Source organism: Paenibacillus sp. JZ16 (genome assembly GCF_015326965.1).
Lineage (GTDB): Bacteria > Bacillota > Bacilli > Paenibacillales > Paenibacillaceae > Paenibacillus_AQ.
Map to the genome: position 1 here is coordinate 194,488 of NZ_CP017659.1, position 25,500 is coordinate 219,987.

A 25,500-nucleotide genomic window follows, 5' to 3' on the forward strand; every position below is an offset into this window, starting at 1 on the left:
CCCCTATACTAGATGATAATAGATCGGTTGATACAAAATGGGGGGAACGCATGAAACTTCAGGCTCCGGGCAAAGCATCGAAATGGTTTGTATATCAGAAAATCGTCATCGTTTTTATTCTATTATTACTTCCTCTCATCTCGATGAATATTTGGTTGAATTATAAGGGGATGTCCGTTACGAAGGAGTCCCTCTTGAACTCCGCGACGGCGGGCGCATCCTTCTATTCCAAACAGCTCGATAAAGAGATGTATTTTATCCGGAATTTACAGCTGCAGCTGTTAAATGACAAGGATCTGCAGAAGCTGAGCTTTCGGGGCAGCATGCTGGAAGACTATGAAGAGGTGGAGCTTATTGACCAGGTCAGGGATCGGCTTGCAACCCTCATGGTCTCCAGCGAGTACATTGTAAGCGCCGGTGTTTACGTAAAAGATATCGGGAAAACGATCTCCACCACAACGGGCGTAACCAACACGCCCAATAAGGAAATGGAACGGATATCTTCCATGATGTCGGTTATGCCCAAGCCTTCTTTTTACCGCAGCGGTGACCGGATTTTTCTGATTGAGACCGAAAACAACGGCGGCATCTGGTCCTACATCGAAATTTCCAGATCCAAGCTGCTGGGGGCTTTAAGCGAAATTGCCAAGCTGTATCCGGAATCCGAAGTATTACTCGGGAGTAAAGAAGGGGGGACCATATTAACGACAGCTTCGCGGGATGATGAGTCATCCGAGATTTTGAGTCATATCCTGGACAATCCCAGCCCGGAACAAAGTGTATCGGGGACGGGGGAACTGGATGGCGTAGACTATTTTATCATCCAGAATGAAGTTAGCGCGCTGCATCTGTCCCTGGTCATGTATGTGAACCAAAATGAAATCACGCGGCCTTTAAGCCAATTCATTACATGGTTTTATACGTTGTTTATTCTAGCGGTGACCGTCATGGTGCTCTATTCGTTCTCGGTTAATCTGATGATCCACAGGCCTCTGTCCAAGCTTGTCAAAGCCTTTCATATGATCGAAACCGATAATTTGAACATCATGATCGATTCCAGAAGCAAAGATGAGTTTCATTACGTATTTAACGGGTTCAACAGGATGGCGCATAAGCTCAAACATTCGATTGAGGAAAACTATGAGCAAAAATTAGCACTGCAGCACTCGCAGCTGAAACAGCTGCAGTCCCAGATCAATCCGCATTTTCTATATAACAGCTTCTTCAATATTTATATGATGTGCAAGGTTGGAGACTCGGACAGCGCAGCGGAGCTCTCGCAAAAGCTCGGAAGCTACTATCAATACATCACGAGAAGCGGCTCCGACGAGGTTCCTTTCTATACGGAATACAAGCATGCTCTCGATTACTGCGAGATTCAAGGCATCCGCTTCTCGAACCGGATAACATATGAGCATAGAGAAATTTCGGGCATCCCTCCGTTCATTACCGTTCCGAGACTCATCATACAGCCTATTGTAGAAAATGCGTTTGAGCATGCGTTCGAAGACGGCATGGAGGAGGGGAAATTGTACATCAGCAGCGATTACCGGGAAGGACAATTGCGCGTGACGGTGGAGGATAACGGGAAGTTGCTAACGAATGACATGCTGCAGCGTTTGCAGGATAAGCTTGCGATGGATTCGAAGCATATTGAAAAAACAGGTTTGGTCAACGTGAACAACCGGCTTCAGCTTAAATACGGGCCAGGCAGTGGATTATTCATCTCGCGCAGCGCCTATGGCGGCTTAAAGGTGGATCTGATCATGATCATCGATGGGATAGAGGAGGGGCATCATCATGTATAGACTGTTGATCGTAGACGACGAACCTGTCATCGTTAACGGCTTGGTTCAGCTATTTCAGGAGCATGCACAATTGGAACTGGATGTATGCAAAGCTTATTCCGCCAAGGAAGCGCTGGAGATTGCCATGAGAGTGAAGCTGGACATTCTCGTCAGCGATATACGAATGCCCCATAAGAACGGGCTTCAACTGATAGATGAAATTACATACTATTGGCCGCATTGCCGAATCATTTTCTTGACCGGTTACAGTGAATTTGATTATGTACATGAAGCACTGCGAAAAAACGTGGATAATTACATCCTGAAAACCGAAGGAATCGATCCGATTTTTCAAGCTGTTCAAGAGGCCTCCTCAAAGCTTGATGAGGAGAATCGTCGCAGAATCCAGGCGGAAAAGGCAAAAGTGCATTTTCAAATCGCCGAGCCTCTGCTGAAACGGGAGCTGATACGTAAGGTATTGAAAGGAGAACCTGTTCATCGTTTATTGTCCGAGCCTCGCTATGAAGAAGTGGAGTTCCGCATTGATGTAGACCAGCCGGCATTCTTTATCATGGGAAGGATCAGGGGCGCAGCGGAGACGAAAACAAAGGATGTGGCGCAAGCTGTTCAGATGACGTTTATCAACGATTTGCCCTCCTCATTTACATGTGAGCATGCTGTTCTGGACGATGCCTTACAGGTATGGCTGCTGCAGCCGGATGCGGAGCTTCGGAATCGTTTTCGCGGGGATGAGCCGGAGTATGAGCTGCATTGGCACAGGTTTATATCCTATATGAAGGGCATCCTGGAGCTGGTTCAAAATGAATGCGAGGAACTGCTCGGTGTTCATGTTTCTTTCGGGATATCCGGCAATCTGCTACATAAGTGGGATACCTCGGGGCAGCAGCTTGATGTTATACAATCCATGCTGCAGTGCAGGGCTGCGCTTGGTCAAAATATGGTCATTGTGGACATTGAAAAGGCTAAAGAGCTTGAAGATAACGGGCGAGATTACGACCGGTTCAAGCAGGATGATATGAAATTCGATGTGATCGACCAGATCCATAACTATATTTTGGAGCATTTATCCGGGGACGTCTCCTTGACCGCGATTGCGGAGGAAGTCCATTTTAACCCGTCCTATCTGTCTCGCTACTACAAGCAGCTGACAGGGCAGAACCTGCTGGAGTATATCCAGTCGAAGAAGCTGGAGGGAGCGCTCCATCTGATGCTGCATACGAATATGAAACTGCAGGAGATTGCCACTCGGCTCGGATTCGAATCTGCTTCTTATTTCACGACATTTTTCAAGAAAAAGATGGGGGTTTCCCCTCAGGAATACCGAAATACCCAATAAGTAAAAAAAGTGAAAGAGATGTAAAAAACTTAAAATTGATAGCGCTTTCGGCCGGAATCTATAATGAGACGTAGGCAGCACGGATTTCAAGATTACGCCAGATAAAGGGGGAAAGCAATCATGAGATGGATCAAACTAGCGAAGATGATGTTGATTAGCACGATGACGCTTTCGGTAATGGCTGCATGCTCGAATCAGGTAAAAGAATCTGAAGGGACGCCGGTCAAAACCTCTACAGAGGGTGCAAAAACCAATACAGCACCGCCCGACCCTCTAGGCAAATATCCTGAAACGGTCACGGTCACGCAAGTGCTCGGCTACAATCCGCCGGAGGATCCGCGGACGCCGCAAGGGATTACACCTGAACAGAATGCTTACTTCAAAGATCTCAAAGATATGCTGAACATTGAGGTTCAGTACAAATGGACGGTGCCTTCCAGCCAGTTTGAACAGAAGTTTTCATTAGCCATGGCTTCGGCGGATCTGCCGGATGTGATGGAACTGGACCAGAAGAACTTCGAGAAGCTGAAGAAGCAGGGGATGCTTGCCGATCTTACCCAAGCTTACAACGACTTTGCTTCACCAGCACTGAAAAAGTACATGGAGTCTGACGGCGGATTTGCGATGAAGACGTTTACGTCGGAAGGCAAGCTGCTCGCGATTCCCGGATTTGAGGATCCTTTCCTGTCTACCCAGCTGCTCTGGATCCGGAAGGACTGGCTCGACAACCTGAATTTGCAGTCGCCGCAAACCATGGATGAGCTGGAACAGGTTGCAAGGGCTTTTGTGCAGCAGGATCCGGACCAAAACGGTAAAAGTGACACGTACGGTATCGCGATGCAGAAGAATCTGTTCTTCTGGGGCTTTGACCTGAGAGGTTTCTTCAATGGATTTGGCGCTTATCCGTCCATCGGGGACAATCAGTCGGCCTGGATTAAGGACGACAGCGGCAAGCTTATACCTGGACTCATTCAGCCGGAAGTAAAGACCGCCCTGGGCAAGCTTCAGTCCTGGTACAAGGAAGGAATTCTGGATAAGGAATTTGCCTTGAAGGACGAGAACAAGTCCGTTGAAGATATTACCGCAGGCAAGGTCGGCATTTCCTACGGCGAATGGTGGTATCCGAACTGGCCATTGAATCTCAATGTCGATAAAGATCCTAAGGCAGAATGGATTGCCCTTCAAATTCCCGGGCTGGATGGACCCGGGAAGTCGATGGTGCCCAAAATTCGCAGCAACAAGCTCGTGGTCGTGAACAAAAAAATGAAGAATCCGGAAGCTGCCATTAAGATGATCAACTTCTACATCGAGATGGGCAACAAAAAGTACATGGATCAGAATAAAGCGGAAAAAGGATATGTATACAATTGGTTCAACCCACGGATTTATAATCCGGCCCAAATCGATACGATCTATACGGAAGTAAACAAAGCGCTTGACGCGAACCAATCGGAAATCACGCTGGATGACGAGAACTACAAAAATGTGGCCGACGTCTTCAAAGCAACAAAGGATTACCTTGCCGGTAATACCGCAGATGCCTCGAAAGGCGTGAATTGGGGCCAGTATTTCAGTCGGGCGGCGAAAGACGGCGGCTGGGGAATGACGCGTCAAATCAAAGAAAATGAGGCTTATGTGAACAATGAATTCTACGGCCTTCCTACAGCAACGCAGGTGGAGAAGGGATCCCAGCTCGATAAACTGATGCAGGAAACCTTCACCAAGATCGTTATGGGTGCTTCGCTGGACGAATTTGATAAATTCGTTCAGAGCTGGAAGTCGCTTGGCGGCGATCAGATTACGCAAGAGGTCAACGATTGGTACGGCCAGCAGAGTGCCAAATAATCTTTGAATGGCAGAACGGGAGGATAAGCCTTTATGAAGTTGGCAGATTCCTCCCGTTTTAAATGGACGGGGAGGTTCATCTGTGAGAACGCTGAAAAAAGAATATCTGCTGCATTTGATGTTGCTGCCTGGAGTTATCGTCACGTTAATTTATGCTTATGGGCCTATGGCCGGTCTCGTGATGGCTTTTCAACAGTTTGAGCCGCTGGCCGGGTTCTTCCACTCGGATTTCGTTGGCTTTGATAATTTTCGATATGTATTTGAACTGCCCGATTTCAAGCAGGTACTGTGGAACACCATTGTCATTTCCGTATTTAAAATGATTTTGTTTTTACTGGTGCCTCTGATCCTGGCACTGCTTCTCAACGAAGTTACCCGAAGATGGTTCTCGCGCTTTATCCAATCCGCGATCTTCCTGCCATTCTTTCTGTCCTGGACGGTGCTTGGAGGCGTCATCATAGAATTGTTCTCCTTGAATGGTCCGGTAAACGGCTTGCTGGGTGCGCTCGATATGGAACCGATCATGTTTATGCTGGATAACCACTGGTTCCGTGGGATCATTATCGGTTCGGACGTATGGAAAGGAATGGGCTATAACATGATTGTTATGCTCGCAGCCATAACAGGAATCCATGCAACATTGTATGAAGCTGCAGAAGTAGACGGAGCGGGAAGATGGAAACAGATGATTCATATTACGCTTCCCGGCATGGCACCGATTCTCATCCTGCTGGGTGTATTAAGTCTTGGCGGAATTCTCAATGCCGGTTTCGAACAGATTTTGATTATGTACAACCCGACGGTTTATGAAGGTGCGGATATTATCGATACCTTCGTCTATAGACTCGGAATGTTCAGTCAGCAATTCGGACCTGCCGCCGCAGTCGGCTTCTTTAAATCCGTCATCTCCCTGGCACTCGTGGCTGTGACGTACTATGCGGCTTATAAATATAACAATTATCGGATCTTTTAGGCTGGAGTGGAGGTAGGAAAATGCACAAACCAACGATCAGCAGAAGGCTGTTTGTAATCTTGAATACGCTGGTTCTATCCGCAATCACCTTGCTCGGCATCATTCCGTTCATTCATTTGCTCTCGATTTCGTTAAGCTCGAATACGGCGGCGATGGCGGGAGAAGTGAGGCTCTGGCCCGTCGGCTTCAACCTGGATGCTTACCGGTATTTGGGTGAAAAGGTGGAGTTTTTTCGATCGTTTCAGGTTTCGCTTACACGGGTTGTATTAGGAACGGCGGTGAATATGTTTTTGGTATTCATAACCGCATACCCCTTATCGAAATCCAATTATCAATTTAAGTTCCGAACGCCGTACGTGTGGTTTTTTGCCATTACGATGTTTTTCGGCGGGGGCTTGATTCCCACTTATATGATCGTAAAGAATACCGGCTTGATTGACTCCGTATGGGCGCTGATTCTTCCTGGGGCGCTCAATGTTTGGAACATGGTCCTCATGTTGAACTTCTTCAGAACGATCCCGAAGGAGCTGGAAGAGGCTGCAACGATTGACGGCGCCGGACACTGGAGAATATTATGGCGTATCTACCTGCCGGTTTCCCTGCCGTCTATTGCAACGATCGGCTTGTTTACCATCGTGGGACACTGGAATGCCTGGTTTGATGGAATTCTATATTTGAATTCACCGGATAAATATCCGCTGCAAACCTATTTATCCACGCTCATTATGTCAATCAACTCCCAAATGACCTCGATATCGATCGAGCAGATCAAGGCGATGGAGAATTTGAGCGAGAAAACGCTCCGGACTGCCCAAATATTCATGGGAGCGCTGCCGATCATGGTCGTCTATCCGTTCCTGCAGAAGTATTTCGTTAAAGGGATGACGGTTGGCAGCGTTAAAGAATAAGTGCTTGCAAAAAAGGAGAAGAATCGGATGAATAAAGTTAAGGTTGCCCTCATCGGAGCAGGGCTGCGAGGCATCAATTATATGGAATATGCCCTGCTCCATCCCCATGAGCTTGAGGTGGTTGCCGTCGCGGAACCGAATCAGCAGCGGAGGGAACAGTTTAAAGCTAGGCATGGCCTTGAAGATTCGGCCTGCTTCGAGAATTGGAATGATTTCTTTGCAGGGCCCAAGCTTGCAGACGCGGTATTGATATGCACCCAGGATAAGCAGCATTTCGAGCCGACGATGCGGGCGCTGGAGGCCGGTTACCATGTGCTGCTGGAAAAGCCGATGTCTCCAGATCCCGAGGAGTGCATCCGGATGGGCGAGATGGCTTCGCAGGCCGGGCTGGTGTTTTCTATCTGTCACGTGCTGCGATATACGCCGTTTTTCACAACTTTAAAGGAACTGCTGGAGGGTGAGACCATTGGCCAATTGATGTCGATCCAGCATAACGAGAACGTGGGCTATTGGCATCAGGCGCACAGCTTTGTCCGGGGGAATTGGCGTCGTAAGGAAGATTCCAGCCCTATGATTCTCGCCAAATCCTGTCATGATCTCGACATTTTGCTTTGGCTTGCCGACTCGGATTGCCTTCGTGTATCCTCTTTTGGCTCACTGAGTCATTTTACGGCAGCGCAGGCACCGGAAGGCGCACCCAAGCGCTGTCTGGATGGATGCCCGGTCTCGGATCAGTGTTTCTATTATGCGCCTGATCTATATTTGACAGAGGATACGAATTGGCCAACGTCGGCGATCAGTGATGATATGAGTTATGATGCCCGTTACAAGGCGTTGCTGGAGGGGCCATATGGCCGCTGCGTATACCATTGCGATAATAACGTTGTGGACCATCAGGTCGTCAATCTGGAATTTGCCAACACCGTGACGGCTGCATTTACGATGAGTGCGTTTACGCGAGATGTCAGCCGCACGATCAAGCTGATGGGAACCCGCGGGGAAATCCGCGGCGCCATGGAGAAGAATGAGATCGAGATCATTCACTTCGGCAGCGGCAAGATCGAGCGAATATCTTTTGAGGATAGAGGCGGGCATGTCGGACACGGCGGCGGTGATATGGGCCTGATCAAGGATTTTCTGAGACTGGTGCAGTCAGGGGGAAACGATCAAGGGCTGACTTCGGCAAGCCGTTCCGTTCAAAGTCATCTCATGGCGTTTGCGGCTGAGCAGTCGAGAGTGGATGGAAAGGTCATCTCCCTAACGGAAATTGAGCAGCAGTTTAGCCCATCAATGAGCACGAAGTCCGGGAACTAAATATGTAGATACTCAAGCCTGGTTGCTGCTGCAATCGGGTTTGTTTTGTATTCTAGAAAGGTAAGAGATATATCTGATTTATCTGAGCAAGTCGCCGTTCCCGAGTGGCTGGCTATGTTAAAATAAACCTAGAAATTCAGCCGAATTTCTTGAAGGTTTGCTTTAACTGTTAGGAGATGACGATTATACGATATCTAAAAGATATTCAGGAGCCGGGGATGGGAACCTGGTATTTTGAAATTGATAACAACGGCACGGCATATAGGCAGATCGTTCTTTATGAGGATGGCAGCTGCATTACATCCAACCGGAAGCACGAATCCTCTCATTTCATGCTGGCGGAGCATCCTCTTAATCCAGAGGAACCCTATTATTCAGAACTCAGTCAAGCTGCATTCGAGGAGCTTTGGTTGGAACAGCTGCAAGCCGGCATGGAGGACTGGCATCAGACCCAACGTTTATTTCCAGTCGGCGCTAAAGTGGAAGGGTTCATCGAGGCCTTTTTTCCGCAAGGCACATTGATTAACTTGTTGGAACCGCGGGCCGTAGGCTTGACTGACACGTGCGCTCTGGAGTCACGCTCCCCTGCTGAATGGATGTACCCTCGTTATCGGGTCATTGCCGAGGTATCCGGTTACGATGAAGTAAACCAATGGGTGCTTCTTGTCAATGCTGAGCTTCCAGGAAGTCAGTTGGACGAGTCTTAACGCAGGATCCGCGTTCAGGATCACCAGCCAATCGCGTTTTCTTTTACAAAGCGTAACCATCATATGTAGCTAAGGAAACCACGAAAACCGTGTTTTTTTTTTTTTTTTTGCGACTTGGTCATGCGTATAAAGCGTTTGGCTTGAATTGGATATAATTTGCTATGCTCGGGTTATCCTAATCTCAAGAGTATGTCTTTGAACGAATTCAAAATGCCCAGGTACGGGTAATCATGTTTTATTCCAAGACGATACAGGAGGTTAGCATGAAACATTCAAACGGTATATCCGATGTTGGGATACTCGGGATGGGCACTGCATTGCCGGTACATTCGGTGGCACAGTCGGATATTGCGGATTTAATTGCTTCTACGCTGCAGGATCAACCCGACCTGGCCCGCTTTGCTCGAAGAGTATTTCGATCCTGTGGTGTCGAAACTCGTTATACTTGTGAATCCAATTACCTTGGTTCATCGGAAGAATGCCGCTATCTGCCTTCCCATGACGAATCGGACATCCCGACTACCGAGGAACGAATGGATACATACAAGCGGGAAGCCCTCCCGCTTGGCATAGAAGCAGCCGAGAAGGCAATGAAAGATGCCGGTATCTCACCGGATCGAATCACGCATCTCATTACGGTCAGCTGCACGGGCCAATACCAGCCGGGCATGGATGTGCTGTTGATTCGCCATTTGGGGCTTTCTCCGCGCGTCAATCGTCTGCCGTTGATATTTCAGGGATGTGCTGCGGGCCTTAAAGCGATTCAAATGGCAAGGGATGTTGTCAGAGGAGCGCCGGCTTCACAGGTTCTGATTGTGTGCGTGGAGCTTTGCACCCTTCATTTTCAGCCGGTCAAGGAGAGGGAAGCGCTTTTTGCTGCTTCGTTTTTCGGTGATGGTGCCTCCTCTTGTGTTATCGGTCACCCGGAAACGGATCATCAACATTATTTGGAGCTCGGCTCGGGTTATTCGGTCGTGCTCCCGGATTCAACGGAGGATATGACGTGGGAGGTAGGCAATACAGGCTTTGATCTTTTTTTATCGCCGCGTATTCCCAAGCTGCTCGGTACTCACCTGGAGGAAGAAATACGTGTTCTGCTGAAAGGAGATAAGCTCCCGGAATTGTGGGCCATCCATCCTGGCGGAAGGGGCATCGTGGATTCTGTCCAAGAAGTCATGGGCCTGACCGATGAACAAACCAAGTACAGCAGGGACATTTTAAGAACAGCGGGGAATCTCTCCTCCGTGACCATTATGTTTGTGCTGAGTGCGATGCGTAAGGAGATGCAAGAGCTGAACAAAACTTCCACCGACGGGGTAGCCATGGCCTTCGGCCCAGGCCTGACCGCGGAGCTTATGCGATTTACCTACATGAAGGCATATACGTCATCGGTCAAGGATCTGGACCATGTCCTTCTTTAGAACATTATCCATCCGGGCGCAGGAAGAGGAGCTTATGGATGACTTTTCCATGGGAGGGGAAGAGTTGATCGAAGCGCTGAAGCACTTAAGGCGACTGAATCGAATCTTCGCAGCGCCTGGTCCTACCTTAGATGGCGTGGAGAAGCTTTGGAAATCGATTGGCTGCCCGAGTACCCTTAGCATCATGGACGTAGGAGCAGGTTCAGGCGATGTAAACCAGAAGCTGCTGCAATGGTCGGATCAAAGGGGCATCAAGCTGAATATCACCTTGGTCGATATGACAAAAGAAGCATGCGATGAGGCTAAGCGCTTGTTTACGAACGAACCGAGGATTCAAGTTCGGCGCGCCGATGTTAGAGATTTACCTGATGCATCGGCTGATATTGTGACAGGTTCCCAGTTCATCCATCATTTCCAGGGTAAGCAGCTGGTGGAGATGGTGATGCATATGCTCAGAGCTTCTATTTACGGGGTCGTGATCAATGATATTCATCGGCATCCGGTACCTTATACGGCAGTCTGGCTTACGACGCGTATCATTTCCCGCAATCGTTATATCCGCCATGATGGTCCGTTATCGGTTGCTAAGGGATTTAAAGGGAAGGATTGGAGAGAGTTGAAAAAGCAGCTCAATCACGACACCATGACCTATAAATGGAAGTCGATGTTCCGTTATTCCGTTGTTATCCCGAAACAGGGGACTTGCTAGTCCTCTACTCGTTAGCAATGAATGTTCTTCATGCAAGCTATGAGGCAGGTGTTCATATATGTCAAAGCAAGCGGATGTCATCGTCATTGGAGCGGGAGTAGCCGGCACTAGCTGTGCACTACAGCTTGCTAAACAAGGACATCGTACGATATTGCTGGACCGGCAATCCTTTCCGCGCCATAAAACCTGTGGTGAATTCATGTCCCCAGAAACCAAAGAGATGCTGGACTATCTAGGGGTCCAATTACGTGAAACGGTTGAGCCTAGTTCCATGGACCACGCCAAAATCGTAATGCCGCACGGCGGTGAGATTAACGCTCCGTTACCGGGGCAAGCAACCGGAATCAGCCGCTATGAACTGGATCGCCTGCTGCATGAGAATGCAGTGAGCGCGGGCGCGGACATTGTCACGGGAACAACCGTAACCAACATTCAGAAGCTGGATAATCATCGGTATGAAGTCGATGCAAGGCAAGGGAATGAGGCCGTTCGATATGAGGCAAGGGCCGTTATTGGTGCGTACGGTACAAAAAGACCACGTAGCGTTGCATCTGCCGAGGCGTATCGGGATGACACCGTGTATGTTGGTGTAAAATCGCATTATAGCGGCATTACGATCCCTGCTCGGGTTGAGCTGTATTTTTGCGAGGGGGGTTATGTCGGAATTTCGCCGATTGAAAAGGGGATGGTCAATGTAGCCGCGTTGCTGACCCTGAAATCAGTGCAGGGCAGCGGCAAATCGGTGCCGGAAATTCTACGGGCCGCTTCACGTACGAACAGAAGGTTAGCCGAACGAATGGCTGAAGGGGAGCCTGTTTCGGGAACCCAGGTATCGATTGCCCCGCTTCATTTATCCAATACGCCGCATCCATGGTCGGAATATCCGCATATCGGCGATGCGTTGTTGATGCTTCCGCCGTTGTGCGGAGACGGGATGTCGGTTGCTCTGCGATCATCATGGCTATGCTCCGACTGGACACACAAATATTTACATGGGGAAATAAACTTCGAACAATGGCGAGACCAATATACGCTTGAAGCTAATCGTACGTTTAAGGAGCTTCTCAGAAGGGCAAGGAGAATTCAGAACCTTGCTTTTGCCAAAACCAACCGCTTCTATCCAGGCATCGCCCGGATGATTCCAGGATTGGCGTCCTATATCGTAAAAGCTACCCGGTTATCCGAAACGGGCATAGGGTATGAATGGATGGATGGATGAGACGACAGACGGTGCTTCAGAATACAACGATCATGAAGAACGTTAAGGTACATTATTCGATGAAATCGATGAGATCCGTTAACAAATATGAACAAGCAGGCAGTCGATCAGAAGGATCGGTTGCTTTTTTTATTTTCTAAATATTAGCTCACTAATTTTTGTGAGAAACTTCGCCCATTTCTCTTGAAACTGCGGGTCGCCGGGTTCGAGGCCCGTTATCATCTTGGTAACATCCCCATAGACAAGTGGGTAAGTAGTCAAAGCAGAGATTGCCAACGTTAGCAATTCGGGGTCTAAATCCTCTGATATAAGACCTGCTTCTTGCTTCAATTTGATATCTTCCACGTAGGATTGAAGAGTTTCTTCTCTTCTTTGTTTTCTTGCAGCTTGTTGCGGCTGTGTTTCAAGAGCTTCCCAAGCGGTGAACCTTAAGAAATCCATTCTAGTTTGACTGAAAATTCGGAACCGATGCTCCGCAATATCCACTGGATTAGGAGGGAAGATAGCCCAATCCGGCGTATCGACTTTCAATTGATCTAGAACAGCCACTAATAGTTCTTCTTTTCCCTTAAAATAATGATAAATCAGTTGCTTTTTTACATCAGCGTTTTTTGCAATGACTTCTATCCGCGCACCTGTATATCCCTTATCGAAAAACTCTTTTCTTGCGGCCTCAAGAATATTCTTTCGTGTACGTTCGGCATTTCGAATTTCCCCCATTGTAGTACCTCCGTTCCCATGCTAGTTAATATGAATGATACATTCTAAATGAACAGGAGTCAAGTTCAACTGAAATTTTATCAAGTTCTACTTGACACTTGTAAAGTTATAATTTAACATTTGGTCAGTAGCCGCGATTTCCACTTTGTTCCATTATGGTGGATAGACTGAAGGCTTGTTGCCGAGGTCCAAACCAATGTAAGCGGCGCTGCAGTCATTATGACAATTACGAGAGAAAGGAGGTTGAATCCCGTTTGAAGATACTAACCGTCGTAAGCCATCCGAGAACGAAATCTTTAACCTTTGCGGTTTCTGAGAACTTTGTACAGGGTCTTACAGATTCAGGGCATAAAACGGAAGTTTTGGATTTACACCGCATCCATTTTAACCCCGTATTATGGGAGGCTGATGAGCTCGATTGGTCTGCTGACCATAAAGTCTATTCGTCGGAAGTAGAAACTGAAATGGAACGGATGAAGTAGCATGATGCATCTTGCTTATGTATCTCGATTTGGTGGTACTGTGTACCAGCTATTCTAAAAGGGTATATCGATCGCGTATGGAATAATGCTTTCGCGCGTACGGTTCAAGTAAGCTACATCATAAACGGGTGTTATGGATTGGTCTGGCTGGCGCCCCGGCAGAGCATTTTGAGAAGAGAGAGTATGACACATTGTTCGCTAACCATCTGAACATCGGAACTTCCAACTATGCGGGAATATCCAACTCCAAAGTAGAAATTTTGTACAATACCTTGGATTCAAACCCGGAACATCACCATAAGTTGCTGAGTCAAGCTTATGAGCTTGGCCGGAACTTTGGACATCAATGAAAGATAAAATCGGTTTATCAAACATTAAAAAGAGGTGTAATTAATATGACGACAGTAGCAGAAAACAATGTTATCCATGTTATGAAACAACGCAGCAGTATTCGTAAATATCAACAAGGGGTCGATATTCCTCAAGAGACGCTGAATCAGATTTTAGAAGCAGCGGCCACCGCTCCTTCAGCATGGAATCTTCAGCATTGGAAGTTTCTTACCATCCAGGATCCGGAAAACAAAAGTCGTATACTGCCTATCGCATATAATCAGCAACAAGTTGTTGACGCTTCGGCAGTAATTATTGTACTCGGTGACACGAAAGCGAATGAAAATGCTGAGATCGTATATGGGGAAACAGTTCGTGCAGGCTTCATGACAGAGGAAGTTAAAAATCAAATCGTCAGCTCTATAGATAGTTATTACGAAAGCAACGAACATGCCGGGACACATGATGCTATTCGAAATGCAGCCTTTGCAGCAATGCAGCTTATGTTAGCCGCTAAGGCGCATGGAATTGATTCAGGCCCAATGGGAGGATATGATGCAGAAGCTTTAAGGAAAGAATTAAATATTCCTGATCGTTATATTCCGGTGTTAATGTTAACTTTAGGTTATGCTGAACAACCGGCGCATCAAACGAATCGCTTCCCCTTGGATCAGTTAGTTATCCGTGAACGGTTTTGATACATGGATAAGAACATTTTAGACACTAACGTCATCGCTCAAATCGGCTTGGTTGTTAATGACATTGAAGCAACGAGTCAGGCATATGCCGATTTCTTCGGCATAGAGAATCCCGGGTGGTTCTGGTCGGATATATTCGATATCGAAAAAACCGAGTATAATGGCATGCCCACGGAAGCGCGAGCAAAGCTATCTTTTTTCAAACTGGGATCGATCCAGCTGGAGTTGATCCAACCGGACCATCATCCGAGCACATGGCGAGAAAGTTTGGATCGGAACGGTGAAGGCTTTCATCATATCGCTTTTCATGTAAATGGCATGAAGGAGAAAATCAGCATACTGCAGCGCAACCAAATCCCCATCCAGCAAAAAGGGGAAAATGCCGGGGCAGATTACGCTTATGCCTACATGGATACGGTTCCTCAATTGAAACTGCTAATTGAGTTGCTTGAACAGGAGAAACGTTAAATTGCTGTAAATGCAGCAACTTTGAAAGCCGCATGGAATGCGGCTTTTTCTGTTGTGACAAACTGGAAAAATTCTAGGCGGAGGGATACTACGTTAGCACGGTAGGCTTAAATGAAGCAAAAGTCGCTAAATGTATTCGTGAACAAAAAGCACATGACCAAGCGGTTGATAAACTGAGTGTAAAGAAGTACGAAGATCCACGGATATTGTGTCTATGTATGAACGATTTGTTGACACTATACAAACGTTATTTTATTATGTTTACAAATTATATAGATAAATTCTAATATTGTTTGCGTTAATTATTGAATGGAGGGGATGGTATGCAGGATGGACAATATTCATCTAACCCGACGGGTGTTATTCGAAGTACTCTTGATTTTCAGTTCCAAATCGCTTGGCAGATGCTCAACTTGCATCTTACGGGGCTTCAAGATGAGGAATTTCATTGGCGACCGGCTTCCAAGGGGCTCCATGTTTATCGTGAATCTGGAATATGGCTGGCGGAATGGCCTGAATCCGAGGAGTATGGAATTGGCCCGCCGAGTATTTCTTGGCTGACATGGCATATCACATACTGGTGGTCGATGGTACTGAATCATTCGTTCGGCAACTGGACATTGGTCCGTGAAGACATCCTTTCTCTGGGCAACATCCAAGAGACCAGAGATCAAATACATGAAATGAGCTGCGAGTGGAAACGTCAAATTTCAGCTTTGACGGATGATTCGTTCCTTTCAACGGAACGGACTTTGTGGCCTTTCACGAATAAGCCTTTCCATGAATTGGCGGCCTGGCTAAATCTAGAACTGATGAAAAATACGGCCGAGATCGGTTATTGCCGTTTCCTTTATGCTGTTCACAAGCAATAATACATGGATCCATGGGGGCCAACATCGTATAATGAGATCAGATCTTTGAGGAATGGATCGACGTCTTAACTAGATATAGGAGGTTCTTGAATGCGTATACAGTATGATCGTTTTCCGAATGGCACCAGAAAAGCCTTGACCCTCAGCTTTGATGATGGCCGCGAATATGATCGCAGATTGGTCAAGAAGCTGAACGATTACGGAATTCGAGGCACGTTTCATTTGAACAGCGGCACGCTCGGTAAGAAAGGGTATATCGATGCCTCGGAAGTGGATTCATTGTACTCGGGGCATGAGGTATCTGCGCATACCGTGGATCATCCTTTCCTGGAACAAACGCCGCCGGAACAAGTGATTGAACAGGTTATGGAAGACCGGAAAGCGCTGGAAGCTCTGGTTCATTACCCTGTAAAGGGAATCAGCTATCCCTTCGGCACCTATAATGATCAAGTAGTCGGTCTACTTAAGAGTGTCGGTATTGAGTATGCTCGGACGGTAAACAGTCATGGCGCATTTCATAAGCCGGATGATTGGCTTCGTTGGCATCCGACTTGTCACCATAAGGAAATGGTGGAGTATGCGGAGAAGTTTGTACATATGCAGCAGATGTATTCTAAGATGGCCATCCTATATGTATGGGGACACAGTTATGAGTTTGAGAATGATCACAACTGGAATCTCGTAGATCGCTTCGGGGAGATAATCGGTGGACGTGATGATATCTGGTATGCCACGAATGCTGAGATATATGCTTACTGCAATGCCTTGAGTAAACTTCGTTTCTCGGCGGATTGCCGCATGATCCATAACCCAAGTGCCGAATCCGTGTGGATTAGTGTAGATGGCGAATCGCTAGAACTACAGGGGGGCCAAATCACTCGGCTATAGTCTGTGCGCATGATCTCGACCCGCATATCATAGAAGAGGGATTCGAAATACGATGTAAAATGAAGGGCTGCTACTTTGCTTATTGCAACCTGGCAGCCCTTAATATGTAGATTAATTAAGAGTTTATCACTTCGTTCTCGATGACGATACGATTTAACTTCAAATTTACCGGCGCCGCTATTGTATCGCCTACAGGGCACTTACGCTCCAGGAATTCAACGAATTGTTCAACCTTATCGGCGGACGAAGGGGTTTTGATGTAGAAGGTGTATCGAATATCAGAGTACCCTGGGCGTACGTCAGAGCGGTTAAAGAATCCGTCCAGGTCAAGATCTCCTTCTACGTCAACCCTGAAGATAACATCGAATTTTGGCGCATATACACGGGCCACCATCGATTGGCATGCCCCCAGGGAGGCCAGCAGAGCTTCAACGGGGTTCATTCCGGTATCCGTACCTCCAAGGCTTTTCGGCTCATCGATGACGAATTCGAACTGCCTTACATTAGTAATAACCGTGACCCCTTCTTGCAAATGGGCAGTTGCTTTGAACGTTTGGACACTTGGCATATAGCAGATCTCCCTTTTCCTGGACAGGCCCAATCGTGTGGGTGATCTGTCTCTACGTTTAAATGCATACTACTTTACTTGGTTTAGTAAGGAATATAATTTCAATTAACATGATCTGTCAATAAAATATGAATAAAACGATAAAGAGAGTGTGTTCTCGTATCGAAAACACACTCTCCAGATCAGTTCCATATTATTTTTCGGAAGCCTTATTTTGTTGTTTCAGCAAATCGCGAATTTCTGTCAACAACAGTTCTTCCTTCGATGGAGTCGGCGGCTCTTCCGCCTTCGTTTCTTCCTTGCGTTTGAAGCGGTTAAGTGTACGGATGAACATGAAGATCGAGAAGGAGACGATCAGGAAGTCCACGACCGTTTGAAGAAATACTCCATACGTTAGGGTTGCATCCCCGATTGTCGCCTTTAGTCCTGATAGATCCACTCCCCAAGAATCAATCCAATAACCGGCATAATGATATCACTCACCAAGGAAGATACGATTTTGCCAAAAGCAGCACCAATGATAACCCCAATGGCTAAATCCAGTACGTTACCTTTAAGCGCAAAGGTTTTAAATTCTTTTAATAAATTCATAATACGTCACCTGCTTTTCAATCCAAAATGTGTGGGGCGGCCATTAATCTACCACTCGAAATATCCTATCAGCAACTAGTGGAATGCGCAAGATCGTTAAGTCGTATTTTTTTAATGGATATCGCCAACTTCAAGTATGGTTCAGAAGAGGTTATATCCATGCAAGCTCTTTCGTAGCTATGAATTTACTACGATTTCGATTTCCTCTCCTAAACAATAAGAAGTGCACTTATTGTTCCTGGACGAACAGCGACATTGCAGATGAACTTGCTAAAGGAATTTCACCACACTGACTCTATTATTGAAAGTGGGGGAAAGTTCATTCAAAGCGTTTAGGTGGGATGATGATTTGCTCAATCGTTCGATTTCTTGACGAGAGCCAACTCGGCATTGAGAGCATGTAGTTTCTTGGTTCACAGAAAAGACCGCACCAATATTGATGCGGTCTTTTCTGTGGACTATTAAGATTGGATGGCGGGGGGGCTAAGTTTCTTTATAATAAGTCCCCTCAAATGTATAGGAGAAAATAAAGGACTGTGAGCTTGCTGTATATACAGAGAATGCAACATGATTATTCGAGATCAGTATCTTGATGGTAGAACCAAAGATTCCTGAAGCCTTTTGAATCATATTTGTTATTTTTAGGTCATTTCCGTCCCATAAAAGATCGCAATCAAACATTAGATTGTTCGAACCATCATTCGTAACTTGTAGTCTGCCCTTCATTAGATCTCCAACAGGAAATAATTCAATGATGTTAGAGGCAGTTGGATTTGAGGTTATTGTCTCAGTAACGGCTCTTAGGCTTTTTAAGGTAGTTCCAGTTTGACCTGTAGCTCCAATGAATTCTATAACTTTAGTAGGCTTTGAAAGCGAAACAATACCATCTATGACACTACCTGATGAGCCTTGAATTAGAATAGGTGTATTTTTTGATATCACGGTGCCTACAATTTTTGTTGAAACACCAGTTTTGATGGCAACATTGCAGTCTTCAATTACTGTTCCTTCTACTTGTGCAAAGGAACTTCCATCTAACCACAATCCAATATTAAAACCTTTAAAGTAATTATTCGAGACATTAACATCCAAACATCCGTTTTTATCATATACTCTCCATAACCCTATACCTGTTTTTGTCATTTCGTGCTTAATGAAAAAGTTGTTTGTAACCATGGGCAATCGAGCACCTGTCATTGGCAATATCCTTGAACCGTCACCAAAGCATCCATTAAAAACATTTCCCATTACAATAACATTTTCTTGATTGTCTTCGATATGGAGTGCTTCTCTACGTGAGATTTCAGTTATATTTCCAATAACTACTACGTCTCTTGTATTAGCAATTCCAATGGCAAAACCTGCTGTTGGGCCACTTCCAATAGTGTCAGCGACAAGTGTGTTCCCAATAATTTTCACTTGTTTGAATGAATCGGATTCCGACTCGCTTAGAGAAGTTGGGTTGTTTAGTTCGATTGCATCCGCAGTTGCTGAGTATATCTTGTTGAATGCTATATTTAGATTTTTTCCGTTTCTAGAGTTATGATTGGTAAGAATTCCAAAACCTTGTGATGAAATATCATTGTGAAATATATCGATATCTTCTACTGTAGATGAATCGATGTGTAGTCCATTCTTTTTAGTTGAAATCTTATTGTGCTGGATCTTAAGTCCTTTTATAGACTTCATGTAGATTCCCTGTATATTTGAGCCTCCACTAAGATTAATGCTTTCTATAGTAACATCATTAGAATTGATTTTCACATCACCATTTGCATTCTGATTTGTATTGACAATTTTATTGCCTTTTTGTCCACGAACTATTACTGGATGAGAAATTATTATTTCGTTGTTAATAACAAATGTACCTTCTGGAATTATTATTTCTTTACCTGTACCAATAGAGTTATCAATGTGTGTTAGGGAGTCAGAAGCATCGCTCCTTACGTTTGTTGCGAGGTCTTTGACTTGTCCTTTAATGTGTTCAATTAAAGGAGGGGGGGAGGGGTTATCTTCTTTCATACTTTTCACTCCTCAATGAATGCCTTCTTCTATGATAAACTAATCAGTCACTACCCCATGACCTTCAACATTAAGTTGGTCCCATCTGCCGTGAGTATTTAAGCTAATACACTTAGTTTCATTTGAATAAACTTAAAATAAACTAGAACAAGGGAACACCTTCTTGCACGGCTATATTCATATTATATTCTTACAAGGATCGTATGTTACCTTTAGCATTCTCGTTTGATCTGCCCGTATTTTAATCAGCTCAATTGTCACAGTGCAACAACAAACAATCATTTCACGTTCAATAGCTATTCTTCTGTCATAACACTACAGCCAAAATAGCAAAAAAAGCTGTCCGCTTACTAACGGCAGCTTTTTTGCGTTTCGTTGTCATATCCAACAGCAGCTCTTACAGTTTACTTAGTCCTTCCAGTAGCCGGTCAAATAAAGCCCTTCCATCGCGTGATTCCAAATGGATTCATCATTAGGACGGTCGATGGGAACCTGGAGGGTGCAAACGCCTTCGATCCCCCAATCCAATTCTTGCACATTTTGAATATCATGCATGGTTCGTAGAAAAAGTATATTACACGTACCGGCTACGAACGAGGATAAGACGGCATGAAGCAGAGCAGCCTCCGGGGCATTCACTTCCCCCCACCTGATAAACAAAACGGATCGGCTGTTGTTTAGAACTTCATAGAATCTGTGAATGCGAAGATTTATCTTCTCTTTATAAGAAGCATACGATTGCGTCCAATCTTGATTGGGCCAAATCGGGAAGTCATGTACGGAGATCATATCATATTGCGTATCCAGTATGAAATGAGCATCATGGTACGGTCTCCCTTCAGCAGGCGTGGCGATTCCATCCTCCAAAAGAGCTGAAGTACCTTCAATCTTCCGCATATGCTCAAGTTCCATAAATCCGATGAAGCGGTTGCTCAATAACCGGGTTACATCCGAAATGGAGTTCGTTATCATCCAATCAAGCGGGAAAGAAAAGCGTCTTAGTTGACGCTGCCGCAAATTGATCGATGGCCCGCACCAGCTGCCCAAGCTGATGATCACATCATAGGCGCCTTTCACATCTACCAGCTTCACATTTGTCACCACTCTCTCATATACGTCTATGATTATCGTATTCAGCCTCTTTTCGGGACGTATGGACATTTATAGGTAGGGAACTGTTTGTTTTGATCGGAGTGTCTTACAAAAATGTAAGCTTGTAGAAAGGTTAATCGATAAGTGAATCTTTCATTATGGTTTAGACTGGGGTTAATGAACATATAAGAAGGTGATATATGATGAGAAATGTGATGATCATTTTATTTGCAATTACAAGCATTATGCTGATGGGGACGTGCAGGGAACTGGAGTTAGAACAAGCAGAATGCGGGGAGATGCATTGAATTGGGGATCAAGCGAAGGTCGAACACATGTAACAACATACGTACCTAAAGAAAAGAAGCCGCAAAGCAAGCAGCTTCTTTTCTTTGAATGATTCCACGGACAGATTCCAATGTGAAGAGACAGAGAGGGCTAGGGCTTCCTTGGTTATCCTCTCAATTACTTTCTAGAATCAACTGCTGCAGTTGATTGGTGTAGAAAGTCAGCTCATTCTCCGAAGACAGATCCTTAAGCAGCGCTTGGATTAGAAAGGAACGTGGACGTTCAGCGGTGAACTCTTCCCGCAGCATCGCGGCTACCTCAGACAAGTCTTTTTTTCTGGAGTTCGTGATGGACATATCCGGGATAATCGACTCAATCGTATCCATCAACGCCGTTCTTCGTATTTCTTGCGTATGAGTAAGTGCCTCTAAATCAACCATCGAATATTCCTTCATGAGTTCATCGGTGAGCAGGGGACGGGGAGCACCTTGTTCCAATCCCAGCATGAGATCATCCATTCGCTCAGCAATGAAAACAGCCAATTCCTTTTGAATGAGCGGTTTGAATCCAAACAAGACATGAAAGGTATACTCGCGGATCAATCCGTTAAAGACGGCTGTAGCATCCCATTTCCATTCCTCTATCGAATCCCCGTAATGACGGAGTAAAATATCCTGGTAATAACGAAACATATTCAATTGAAGCTGATGGATGACGGTACCGATCTTGTCACTGTTCGCCGGCGGGAGCTCGTTATGATCACGCGATATGTAATATCCATGCTCGATGAAAAAATCGAACTGATAAGCGATCTCTTCAAGAAATGTTTCCCTGCGGGATAACCCTTTTTTGCGGATCTGTTCTACGGCATCAATCATATCCTGCTGTCGTTTCTCCAGAATACGGATGTATAGCTCTTCTTTGGAACCATAGTATTTATAGATTGAGCCTTTAGCAATGCTGCAATCATCCGCGATATCTTGAATCGAAGTCGCTTGGTATCCTTTTTCGGCAAAGGAACGAATAGCCGATTGCAATATTTTTTCTTTTAACAAACTCATAGCGCGGCCCCCTTAACGATGTACAAATATACCGGATTCGATCACTATCATATCGTTTTTTGCAGAGCTAATCCACAGGCACAAGAAAGATGCCTCAATCTTGAACGAGCTCGATATCCGGATATTCCTTCGATAGTTCATCCATGGCGTTATGCCGTATTCCCTTGAGATGCTGGTCAAAGAAAGCAACGCTTACCTCGTTTATGATGTGATGAACCGATTCTGGATCCTCTCCCGGGTTAGGCAGCAGCGGAGAGAACAGATGAAAATCCGTATAACTCATATGGGAAGTATGTGGAATCGTCATCGTGTATCCGCCTCCCTGCAGAGCATTCATGCGACGCCTTACCGTCTCCTCCCAAAAATCTTCGTAATACTCCCGTGTATGGCCGCTTTGCGCCATAGCTTGATCCAGCGAGTTATCGAATATCGACTTGTCGATACTCTTCTCACCATTCATCTGTAGATATGGCTTATTAAGTCCCGTGCTCGGCATAGGTTCTCCATATAAGGTCCCATCCATATTGATCGCAGCCTGGATACGAGAATCCTTCAGCAGCATCTGGGCTGCAGTCGCACCGCCGTAAGAATGACCGAACATGCCGATTCGTTCCAGATCAAAACGACCGGTAAAACGGTCCTGTTCATCCTGTCTATTCAATTGTTCCAGCCGATTCAAAATAAAAGATACATCCTGAGTCCATAATGTCATGTGCTCGTCAAGCGCTTCAAAACCTGAAAGCTGGTGCTTGTTGATCAAAACCTCCCGGCCGTCCGGGAATACGGTTGCAGCCGCATCATAGGCATGGTCGATTCCAACCACGATATATCCATGGCTGGCCAGCTCTTCGATCTGGAAGGTATTCTGGTTGCGGAAACCCGTCATGCCATGTGAAAAAATCAAGATCGGATATTCCTGCTCCATGGAGGACAGCGGGGCATTGCTGTAGGCATGGGTCTCCACGAGACCCAGATGGCTTAACGTCCAGGCTGGGAAGGACAAGGCCTGTTCGAGACCTTGTGTAATCGCTGTTACATTGCGGATATAGGGTTCGGCTTCTTCCCCCGTTTCGGGCTCGGAAGGATACCATAACTGTACCATCAGCTCACGGTGATCCTTCGGATCGGCAGAGTACTCATCGGGCCGGTCATTGTCAATAAAGTGGTATACCGCAGTTCCCACAGGATAGGGTCCCTGAGGTTGATGAAATGCGAATACAGGGAGCAGGAGAGGCAGTGCGACCATGACTGATGCGTATAGGAACAATACCGTGGTCCATAACCAGGCTAACCATCTTCTCCTGCTCTTCTTACTGGACGGTTTCTTTTCGGGTTTTCTAAAAATGATGACAACCGTCAGGATAACGGAAGCCGCGTAACAAGGAATCATTTGCCACCGGCAATCCTCAACGATGATCTGCACAACCGTAACGATATATAGCGCTATTAACGAGTAGATCAGCCGGCTTTTCTTCGATTTTGGTCCCCAAATCGTAGCTATAGCCAAAGCGATAATGAATAGTATGATAACCATTTCTCCGAATCTCAAGTAAGCTCCTCCTATGTGTAACGGTTATTGTGGTTTATTCGATGTCTGCTGTTCAATGGAACGAAGATTCCTCGGTTATTTGTTTGGGTTTTCTAAGAAACAAGCTGAGAACCAGTCCTACACAAGCAATGCAGGCAGCCAGGAAAAAGGTGTCCGCAAAGGATGCAGCATGGGACTCCATAGGGTTGGCTCCAACAGGGTTACTCGGCAGGCTTGATGTCATCCGGGAAGATAAATATCCCGTGAAGCCGGCTACGGCAAACGAGGCGATGACCTGCTGTGATGCACTTGTGAGCGGAGTAACCCGGCTTACAAGGTGCTTAGGGGTTGCATTTAATACATGCGTATTCAAGGACATCATCGATAACCCCATGCCGGAGCCCATGAAGAACAATACGATCATGATGAGTAGTAAAGGGGTATCGGTTCGAACAAAGGACATCGTGAACAACGCAGCTGTCATCAGCGTCATTCCGGCTACAAGCGGGGGACGTGCGCCCACCTTATCAAAAAGCTTTCCTGCCAGAGGCATAAAGATCATGGAACCGACTGCCTGCGGCAGCAGAATGAGCCCGGTTGTCAGCGGAGTGAAACCTCTAATCTGCTGAAGAAGCAGCGGGAATAGTAGCACGGAGCCGAACATCGCTGCCTGCATGATCCAGGAGATGATGATGCCACGTGTAAAATCAGCCGATCTGAACGCACGCAGCTCAAGCAAAGGCTGTTCTTGTCTAAAGCAAGACCATATGAAAAGAACAAGTGCTAACCCACCAATGATAAGACCGGATAAAGTCTTGGCGGAAGTCCAGCTTACCCCTCCCTCACTGACTCCATAAGTAATCATGGCAAAAGCTGCGGGTCCAAGAAGCATGCCGACAATGTCCAGAGACGGAGCTTCCTTTTCTGAAAAGGAAGGCAGATGTTTGATGCCCACGAATAGTCCGATCATGCCAATGGGGAGATTGATCAGAAAGATCCATTGCCAGCTGACAAACTCAATCAGCCATCCGGACAATACGGGACCGAGCGCTGGGGCAAGCAGTAATGGAATTCCAAACATTCCTATGATAGAACCTCTTTTGTCCGGAGGTGCCAAACGGTATACCATGGCCATCCCGATCGGCGATACCATGCCGCCACCCATGCCTTGAATAACCCGAAAGGCGATGAGCTGCTCGGCTGTCTGGGCAAAAGCACATAACACGGATCCTATCGTAAACATTCCGATCGATAAGAGAAACACCCGTTTGGGCTGAAATTTATCCGACAGCCATCCCGCGAGAGGGATGACTGCGGACAATGCAAGCGTGTATGCGGCGATCGACCATTGAATGGTTTGCAGGGGGCTATCAAAATATTGAACCAGCGTAGGTACGGCGACATTGACAACCGTGCTGTCCAACAGGACCATGAAGGTGCCGATGATGACGGCAAGCAATGGCGCAAGGATGTCTTTAATTGCAAAAGCTCTTTCTTCTGAGGTGTTACGAATAATTGCAGATGGATCTGACATGATGGTGAACCTACTTTCTTTTAAAAATTTCGAGATTTGTACTATTTAGTTTTTGAAAAAACCATTGGGTCATTATAATAGTAACGATGAACGTAATTTGTGTCAAACGGGCACCCAA

The 25,500-nt window shown here is 46.1% G+C and carries 22 protein-coding genes and 3 pseudogenes; 17 read left to right on the top strand and 8 right to left on the bottom strand.

Annotated elements, in window-relative coordinates; genetic code table 11:
* The first annotated feature begins 50 nt into the window (after positions 1 to 50).
* The 11 genes from BJP58_RS00875 (at position 51) to BJP58_RS00925 (ending at position 12,380) form a co-directional block, all read left to right on the top strand.
* Entirely contained in the window at positions 51 to 1,808 is a 1,758-nt protein-coding gene (locus BJP58_RS00875) for a sensor histidine kinase (protein WP_194542388.1), read from the top strand.
* A complete protein-coding gene (locus BJP58_RS00880) occupies positions 1,801 to 3,144 on the top strand; it encodes a response regulator (RefSeq protein ID WP_194542389.1) in 1,344 nt (447 codons plus the stop codon). The genes BJP58_RS00875 and BJP58_RS00880 overlap by 8 nt, the downstream gene beginning before the upstream one ends.
* A gap of 120 nt (positions 3,145 to 3,264) precedes the next feature.
* A complete protein-coding gene (locus tag BJP58_RS00885; protein WP_194542390.1) occupies positions 3,265 to 4,989 on the top strand; it encodes an extracellular solute-binding protein in 1,725 nt (574 codons plus the stop codon).
* Between the two features lie 82 nt (positions 4,990 to 5,071).
* Positions 5,072 to 5,962: an ABC transporter permease gene (locus BJP58_RS00890; protein WP_071221825.1), complete on the top strand. Its 891-nt coding sequence runs from the start codon at positions 5,072 to 5,074 to the stop codon at positions 5,960 to 5,962.
* Between the two features lie 20 nt (positions 5,963 to 5,982).
* Positions 5,983 to 6,870 carry a carbohydrate ABC transporter permease gene (locus BJP58_RS00895; protein ID WP_194542391.1) on the top strand — a complete coding sequence of 296 codons (888 nt, stop codon included), beginning with the start codon at positions 5,983 to 5,985 and terminating at the stop codon, positions 6,868 to 6,870.
* 27 nt (positions 6,871 to 6,897) lie between these two features.
* Positions 6,898 to 8,184, top strand: coding sequence for a Gfo/Idh/MocA family protein (locus BJP58_RS00900; RefSeq protein WP_194542392.1), 1,287 nt, complete (start codon positions 6,898 to 6,900; stop codon positions 8,182 to 8,184).
* A 176-nt stretch (positions 8,185 to 8,360) separates the two neighbouring features.
* Positions 8,361 to 8,891 (top strand): hypothetical protein, encoded by a 531-nt coding sequence (locus tag BJP58_RS00905; protein ID WP_233354848.1) that lies wholly within the window; start codon positions 8,361 to 8,363, stop codon positions 8,889 to 8,891.
* A 263-nt stretch (positions 8,892 to 9,154) separates the two neighbouring features.
* A complete protein-coding gene (locus BJP58_RS00910; protein WP_194542393.1) occupies positions 9,155 to 10,312 on the top strand; it encodes a type III polyketide synthase in 1,158 nt (385 codons plus the stop codon).
* A complete protein-coding gene (locus tag BJP58_RS00915) occupies positions 10,299 to 11,021 on the top strand; it encodes a methyltransferase domain-containing protein (RefSeq protein ID WP_194542394.1) in 723 nt (240 codons plus the stop codon). Before BJP58_RS00910 ends, BJP58_RS00915 begins: the two co-directional genes overlap by 14 nt.
* Before the next feature lie 58 nt (positions 11,022 to 11,079).
* Positions 11,080 to 12,240 carry an NAD(P)/FAD-dependent oxidoreductase gene (locus BJP58_RS00920; protein ID WP_194542395.1) on the top strand — a complete coding sequence of 387 codons (1,161 nt, stop codon included), beginning with the start codon at positions 11,080 to 11,082 and terminating at the stop codon, positions 12,238 to 12,240.
* Complete coding sequence (locus BJP58_RS00925; RefSeq protein WP_194542396.1) at positions 12,237 to 12,380, top strand: hypothetical protein; 144 nt, start codon at positions 12,237 to 12,239, stop codon at positions 12,378 to 12,380. Before BJP58_RS00920 ends, BJP58_RS00925 begins: the two co-directional genes overlap by 4 nt.
* Here the strand turns inward: BJP58_RS00925 and BJP58_RS00930 are convergent.
* A complete protein-coding gene (locus BJP58_RS00930) occupies positions 12,370 to 12,960 on the bottom strand; it encodes a TetR/AcrR family transcriptional regulator (protein WP_194542397.1) in 591 nt (196 codons plus the stop codon). The two genes, BJP58_RS00925 and BJP58_RS00930, sit on opposite strands and share 11 nt — an antisense overlap.
* A 254-nt stretch (positions 12,961 to 13,214) precedes the next feature.
* Between BJP58_RS00930 and BJP58_RS00935 the strand changes: the two are divergent.
* The 6 genes and pseudogenes from BJP58_RS00935 (at position 13,215) to BJP58_RS00960 (ending at position 16,698) form a co-directional block, all read left to right on the top strand.
* A pseudogene (locus BJP58_RS00935) lies at positions 13,215 to 13,792 on the top strand (NAD(P)H oxidoreductase).
* 45 nt (positions 13,793 to 13,837) lie between these two features.
* Complete coding sequence (locus BJP58_RS00940) at positions 13,838 to 14,470, top strand: nitroreductase family protein (RefSeq protein ID WP_194542398.1); 633 nt, start codon at positions 13,838 to 13,840, stop codon at positions 14,468 to 14,470.
* Positions 14,471 to 14,473: 3 nt separating this feature from the next.
* Entirely contained in the window at positions 14,474 to 14,938 is a 465-nt protein-coding gene (locus BJP58_RS00945) for a VOC family protein (protein WP_194542399.1), read from the top strand.
* Positions 14,939 to 15,015: 77 nt separating this feature from the next.
* Positions 15,016 to 15,138 (top strand): annotated as a pseudogene (locus BJP58_RS00950) (IS200/IS605 family transposase); the annotation flags it as partial.
* A 123-nt stretch (positions 15,139 to 15,261) separates the two neighbouring features.
* The gene (locus BJP58_RS00955; RefSeq protein ID WP_194542400.1) at positions 15,262 to 15,810 is read left to right on the top strand and encodes a DinB family protein; all 549 of its coding nucleotides are present in this window, start codon (positions 15,262 to 15,264) and stop codon (positions 15,808 to 15,810) included.
* Positions 15,811 to 15,900: 90 nt separating this feature from the next.
* A complete protein-coding gene (locus tag BJP58_RS00960) occupies positions 15,901 to 16,698 on the top strand; it encodes a polysaccharide deacetylase family protein (protein ID WP_194542401.1) in 798 nt (265 codons plus the stop codon).
* 115 nt (positions 16,699 to 16,813) lie between these two features.
* On the opposite strand, the gene BJP58_RS00965 is transcribed toward BJP58_RS00960, so the two are convergent.
* From BJP58_RS00965 to BJP58_RS00995, 7 genes and pseudogenes are all read right to left on the bottom strand, one after another.
* Positions 16,814 to 17,266, bottom strand: coding sequence for an OsmC family protein (locus tag BJP58_RS00965; protein ID WP_194542402.1), 453 nt, complete (start codon positions 17,264 to 17,266; stop codon positions 16,814 to 16,816).
* A gap of 193 nt (positions 17,267 to 17,459) precedes the next feature.
* Positions 17,460 to 17,857, bottom strand: a pseudogene (gene mscL / locus BJP58_RS00970) (large conductance mechanosensitive channel protein MscL).
* A 483-nt stretch (positions 17,858 to 18,340) separates the two neighbouring features.
* Complete coding sequence (locus tag BJP58_RS00975; RefSeq protein WP_194542403.1) at positions 18,341 to 19,879, bottom strand: right-handed parallel beta-helix repeat-containing protein; 1,539 nt, start codon at positions 19,877 to 19,879, stop codon at positions 18,341 to 18,343.
* Positions 19,880 to 20,287: 408 nt separating this feature from the next.
* The gene (locus BJP58_RS00980) at positions 20,288 to 20,980 is read right to left on the bottom strand and encodes a DUF1796 family putative cysteine peptidase (RefSeq protein ID WP_233354849.1); all 693 of its coding nucleotides are present in this window, start codon (positions 20,978 to 20,980) and stop codon (positions 20,288 to 20,290) included.
* A gap of 452 nt (positions 20,981 to 21,432) precedes the next feature.
* Entirely contained in the window at positions 21,433 to 22,320 is an 888-nt protein-coding gene (locus BJP58_RS00985) for a TetR/AcrR family transcriptional regulator (RefSeq protein WP_194542405.1), read from the bottom strand.
* A gap of 94 nt (positions 22,321 to 22,414) precedes the next feature.
* Positions 22,415 to 23,869: an alpha/beta hydrolase family protein gene (locus tag BJP58_RS00990; RefSeq protein WP_194542406.1), complete on the bottom strand. Its 1,455-nt coding sequence runs from the start codon at positions 23,867 to 23,869 to the stop codon at positions 22,415 to 22,417.
* 52 nt (positions 23,870 to 23,921) lie between these two features.
* On the bottom strand, positions 23,922 to 25,382 hold the full coding sequence (locus tag BJP58_RS00995; RefSeq protein WP_194542407.1) for an MDR family MFS transporter: 1,461 nt from the start codon (positions 25,380 to 25,382) through the stop codon (positions 23,922 to 23,924).
* Between the last annotated feature and the right edge of the window lie 118 nt (positions 25,383 to 25,500).

Excerpts from the sequence above, each read along its gene's own strand:
- BJP58_RS00875 (WP_194542388.1), top strand. The coding sequence starts at position 51 with ATGAAACTTCAGGCTCCGGGCAAAGCATCGAAATGGTTTGTATATCAG.
- BJP58_RS00880 (WP_194542389.1), top strand. The coding sequence starts at position 1,801 with ATGTATAGACTGTTGATCGTAGACGACGAACCTGTCATCGTTAACGGC.
- BJP58_RS00885 (WP_194542390.1), top strand. The coding sequence starts at position 3,265 with ATGAGATGGATCAAACTAGCGAAGATGATGTTGATTAGCACGATGACG.
- BJP58_RS00895 (WP_194542391.1), top strand. The coding sequence starts at position 5,983 with ATGCACAAACCAACGATCAGCAGAAGGCTGTTTGTAATCTTGAATACG.
- BJP58_RS00900 (WP_194542392.1), top strand. The coding sequence starts at position 6,898 with ATGAATAAAGTTAAGGTTGCCCTCATCGGAGCAGGGCTGCGAGGCATC.
- BJP58_RS00905 (WP_233354848.1), top strand. The coding sequence starts at position 8,361 with ATGACGATTATACGATATCTAAAAGATATTCAGGAGCCGGGGATGGGA.
- BJP58_RS00910 (WP_194542393.1), top strand. The coding sequence starts at position 9,155 with ATGAAACATTCAAACGGTATATCCGATGTTGGGATACTCGGGATGGGC.
- BJP58_RS00915 (WP_194542394.1), top strand. The coding sequence starts at position 10,299 with ATGTCCTTCTTTAGAACATTATCCATCCGGGCGCAGGAAGAGGAGCTT.
- BJP58_RS00920 (WP_194542395.1), top strand. The coding sequence starts at position 11,080 with ATGTCAAAGCAAGCGGATGTCATCGTCATTGGAGCGGGAGTAGCCGGC.
- BJP58_RS00925 (WP_194542396.1), top strand. The coding sequence starts at position 12,237 with ATGAGACGACAGACGGTGCTTCAGAATACAACGATCATGAAGAACGTT.
- BJP58_RS00930 (WP_194542397.1), bottom strand. The coding sequence starts at position 12,960 with ATGGGGGAAATTCGAAATGCCGAACGTACACGAAAGAATATTCTTGAG.
- BJP58_RS00940 (WP_194542398.1), top strand. The coding sequence starts at position 13,838 with ATGACGACAGTAGCAGAAAACAATGTTATCCATGTTATGAAACAACGC.
- BJP58_RS00945 (WP_194542399.1), top strand. The coding sequence starts at position 14,474 with ATGGATAAGAACATTTTAGACACTAACGTCATCGCTCAAATCGGCTTG.
- BJP58_RS00955 (WP_194542400.1), top strand. The coding sequence starts at position 15,262 with ATGCAGGATGGACAATATTCATCTAACCCGACGGGTGTTATTCGAAGT.
- BJP58_RS00960 (WP_194542401.1), top strand. The coding sequence starts at position 15,901 with ATGCGTATACAGTATGATCGTTTTCCGAATGGCACCAGAAAAGCCTTG.
- BJP58_RS00965 (WP_194542402.1), bottom strand. The coding sequence starts at position 17,266 with ATGCCAAGTGTCCAAACGTTCAAAGCAACTGCCCATTTGCAAGAAGGG.
- BJP58_RS00975 (WP_194542403.1), bottom strand. The coding sequence starts at position 19,879 with ATGAAAGAAGATAACCCCTCCCCCCCTCCTTTAATTGAACACATTAAA.
- BJP58_RS00985 (WP_194542405.1), bottom strand. The coding sequence starts at position 22,320 with ATGAGTTTGTTAAAAGAAAAAATATTGCAATCGGCTATTCGTTCCTTT.
- BJP58_RS00995 (WP_194542407.1), bottom strand. The coding sequence starts at position 25,382 with ATGTCAGATCCATCTGCAATTATTCGTAACACCTCAGAAGAAAGAGCT.